General features: G+C 41.3%; 3 protein-coding genes and 2 pseudogenes. 1 reads left to right on the plus strand and 4 read right to left on the minus strand.

Annotated elements, in window-relative coordinates:
- Window positions 1–283: 283 nt before the first annotated feature.
- The 4 genes and pseudogenes from H6H03_RS39385 to H6H03_RS39400 form a co-directional block, all read right to left on the minus strand.
- The gene (locus H6H03_RS39385; RefSeq protein ID WP_190960394.1) at window positions 284–499 is read right to left on the minus strand and encodes a DinB/UmuC family translesion DNA polymerase; all 216 of its coding nucleotides are present in this window, start codon (window positions 497–499) and stop codon (window positions 284–286) included.
- A gap of 45 nt (window positions 500–544) precedes the next feature.
- Window positions 545–1636, minus strand: coding sequence for an alkaline phosphatase family protein (locus tag H6H03_RS39390; protein WP_242058222.1), 1092 nt, complete (start codon window positions 1634–1636; stop codon window positions 545–547).
- 400 nt (window positions 1637–2036) lie between these two features.
- Window positions 2037–3056, minus strand: coding sequence for an NADP-dependent oxidoreductase (locus tag H6H03_RS39395; RefSeq protein WP_190960396.1), 1020 nt, complete (start codon window positions 3054–3056; stop codon window positions 2037–2039).
- Window positions 3057–3222: 166 nt separating this feature from the next.
- Window positions 3223–3558 (minus strand): annotated as a pseudogene (locus H6H03_RS39400) (IS66 family transposase); the annotation flags it as partial.
- Between the two features lie 221 nt (window positions 3559–3779).
- Here H6H03_RS39400 and H6H03_RS39405 point away from each other — a divergent pair.
- A pseudogene (locus tag H6H03_RS39405) lies at window positions 3780–3958 on the plus strand (IS982 family transposase); the annotation flags it as partial.
- Between the last annotated feature and the right edge of the window lie 99 nt (window positions 3959–4057).

Raw genomic sequence — 4057 nt, forward strand, 5'->3', positions numbered from 1 at the left:
GGTATCAACTAATCACATTTTTGTAATAAAAACTACTTTATTTCTCAGTATGAGTGTTCGGCGATCGCACTTTTTTTGGGGTCATCTAACAAAATCGCATTGCTCCCCCCTGCACGTAATACAGCCGCTGTTGTTCCTGCCCCACCGTGTCTTCGCTGTGGCGAGCTGAGGTAATTGATGTTTTGAGGCAGATAAGACTGGATCTTTCACAGTAAATCTTATTTATGCGCCTTTCTCTAAGGTTTTACTACTGCGGCCACTTTATGCTTTAAAAACGGCCACTTTATCCTTTAAGTGACATACAGAGTGAAGTATTTCGTGACCGTTTGGCTAAATTATCGTTCAAATCACACTGGTAGTCGGAGAATTTGATTTTTAGAGTTAACGTGCGTCCCTTTGTAGAATTTTGTTCTAGCCGTTGCTGGACAATTTGAGCAATTTGTTCGAGTTCATGTAGCACAGCCGCGCGGTAGCACTCGATCGCAGCTAGCCGTGTCAAGTTGTGAGCTTGCTCCCAAATTTGGCGCAGCAGATTTTGAGAATTTTATTTTTTGACAAATAAAGCAGTCATCGGTTTAACTCCTTTAGAATTTTCGTTAGCGTAGTTTAAGTATTCATAAATGCCAAAAGCATCCTCAGTAGTTCGGAGCAAGGAGTAGTGATTATAAGGTGTATTATCAACAACACCTCGTGGGCCGTGGTTAGTAATAACAATCGTTGCAATGTGACCACCACCAAAGTTAGCGTAACTATTAGGGTCAAAACCGCAACAACCTTGAATTTTGGATTTGTTAGGAGGATTGTTATCTTCATCCCAAGTGATAATAATTGCATTATTGCCAGACTCAGCCCACAACTTAGAAGTAGTGATTTGATTGACAACTTTTCCAATCATCTGGTCACCAGATTGAATAAGTTTTTGTAATTGTGGACATTCAGGTAAACCGTGCATTTCATGACACTGGTTGAAGATGATGTGGCTGTAATTGGGAACTTTACCAGTGTTAAGGTCGTTTTGAAGTTGAGCAATTCCAACTATTTTATCGGGTAAGTTTGGGTCATCTTGTACTATTTTGAAGTTCATAAAACCATTATGCTTGACTGCATATAAGGCACGATCGAGACTGGGAGCGACAACAGTTTTAGAGCCTGGAGAAGGAATATCTTCAAAATAGCCTTTCCAAGTTAGCCCCTTTTGGGATAGTTGGTCAATTAAGCTTTTAGATGCAATGGTATGGTTTGCATAATCAGTTTGATGAGAATTGTGGCAAAATTGCTGATTACTACCAGCAAAGCAATAAAAAGCATCATCATCATGAATACCAAAAGTACTACCGCTTAGAATGGCAACGTAGTTAGCCTCGCTGGGATGCACTTCACCATAAAAGTTACTAGCTAAACCGTAGGTTTTTACGAGTTGATTGAGAATGGGTGCATTTGAGTTACCAATAATCTGGTTGTAGGATTTATTTTCTTCAACGATGACAAAGATATGATCGTATTTAGGGATGGCTTTGTCATCTAATGTTGGAGTGGAAACTACTGCTGCTGTGTTTGGAAGTGAAGATGATGGATTGGTTGCTGTTTGCGTAGATTCAGGGTAGTTAGAGAAACAACTATTAAGTGTGAAGCTCAAATTCAATAAGCAAACATAATGAATAATTGTTTGAAATCTAAGGTTCAAGTCACAGTATAATCGTGCTGTTTTTAACTCACTTCTAATCTTTTTTATCTTCATTGCCTAACACTTTTAATAGTTTCCTTGCTACTAAAACATTATCGCAATATCGCTACCAATTGCTGCTGTTAGAACCTACTGTTAGGATAGTAATCTTGAGTTTACGTCAGGGTGAGGTAAATGAACTCTGGCTCAATTGCTTTTCCTAATGGTGACTCCGGTGTTACTGACAAATTGTACCAAATGGAGAATGGCTGTGAGCGATGGGTTGAACCTTGAGTTTTGGCAATAGTATCACCAATTTTTTATCTAACGGACAAGCTGCTAAAACTGCTTATAACTCGTCGATCGAGTATGCTTATCGTGTGGGATCGCTGCTGACTTGAACAATCAGCTTGCCGAAGTTTTTGCCTTGTAATAACCCCATGAAAGCGTGCGGGGCATTTTCTAATTTTTGTACAACATCTTCTTTATACTTGAGCTTACCTTCTTGTAGCCAGCTAGAGACATCTTTAACAAACTCTGAGTGCCGATGTTGGTAATCACTTACAAGAAACCCTTTGATTAATGCCCGTTTAATCAACAGTGGCATTAAATTAGGCCCAGGGGGCAAATTTTCGGCATTATACTGCGAGATTAACCCTACCAACGGGATTCTGGCTCCTTGATTAATCTGCTGCAATACAGCTTCTAAAATAGAACCAGCTGTATTGTCAAAGTAAACATCGATCCCCTTCGGACAAGTAGCTTTTAGGGCTGAACTCAAATCCTGAGTTTTACGGTTAATACAGGCATCAAATCCTAATTCTTTCACCACATAATCACATTTTGCATCACTCCCAGCCACTCCCACAACCCTCAAGCCTTTGATTAGGGCAATTTGACCTGCTACAGCACCCACCGCCCCAGAGGCCGCAGAGACAACAACCGTTTCGCCAGCCTGGGGTTGCCCAACATCAAGCAGCGCAAAATATGCCGTCATTCCGGGCATTCCTGTTACACCCAAGGCATAGGAGAGCGGAGCTTCCTTAGGGTCAAGCTTACGTAACGTTTCGCCTCTCGATATGCCATAGGCTTGCCAGCCGTCATAACCAAGCACAAAATCTCCTGCTGAAAATTGGGGATGGTTAGATTTCATCACCTGGCTAACTGTGCCACCGACCATTACAGACCCCAACTCTACAGCAGCAGCATAAGACGCGCGATCGCTCATCCGACCTCGCATATACGGGTCAAGCGACAGGTAGATTGTGCGATTGAGGACTTCGCCTTCTCCTGGTTCTGGAATTGGTGTTTCGACCAGCGCAAAATCACTCTCTTTTGGTTCTCCAATCGGACGGCTGTTAAGTAAGATTTGTTGGTTCATTGAACTATTCATTGGTTTAGCCTGTGTGACTTGAAGAAGATGAAGAAGATTCTGGACTGGTAAGTAAGCAGAAGTTGAAAAATTGTCAGTTGAAATACTTATAACTTTGTTAAGGCTTTAATCAATCTAGCTAAATACTGATTATCCATCGCCGCTACAAATTGGTAAGGATTCAGGTCTAATATTGAGGAAGTAAAGAAGGGCGAGACAGAGAATTATCAGAATCAGCAATTAGAGCCTGTGAAAAAAAATCAATCACAGACCGACCTTGACGGCGGCAAGTCTGCACTACCGTCAACAAATTAGCAGTATGTTGAAACCGCTCCATCGAACGGGAACCACCACTAACCTTGCGTTTGGTGACAGCTAAACGCAGTGAGCGTTCAGCCTGATTGTTATCAGGAGGGACTTCAGGATTATCCAAGAAATACCACCATTGGCTTGCTTTATCGCGCAAAGAACGTAAAAGGTTTCCTGCTGTAGCAGAAGCCAAGTTAATCCATTGATCAATAGCAGGGCGAACGCATCTTATTTACTAATAAAAACTAAAAAAGATTTCAAAATGACATAAATAAACGTGAGTTCGACGGGGAAAAAGAGGCGAAAAGCTTGCTAGCTATCAAGTGTGAGAAACTGGGTCGGTCTAGGCGATCGCTAAGATTGATTTAGAATCAGCAAAAAAGTCACAAAAAAACACCGAGACTAAAAATAACAAAGAAAAACCAGGTCTCGGCGATGTCTACAATTGTATCTCGGCTCGATATTACACAAATATTCTGTGATGTAGATGACTTCTGTAAGCAGTGGGAAAACTTATGGCAGCAAATATGCCACAACTACCATCAAGGACAGGAGAACGTCGCAGTAAGTCTCGGATGTGCTTATCAGAAGTGATGACAATAGTTAGGGACTTCCAAGAAATAAATTAATCAGCAAAAATCATAAGTTAATCTTTAAAAGATAATGATAATCATTCTGAGGGGGGTGAGAGGTGGTTGCCGTCGGCAACCACC

It is taken from the genome of Nostoc paludosum FACHB-159 (assembly GCF_014698835.1).
GTDB lineage: Bacteria > Cyanobacteriota > Cyanobacteriia > Cyanobacteriales > Nostocaceae > Nostoc > Nostoc paludosum.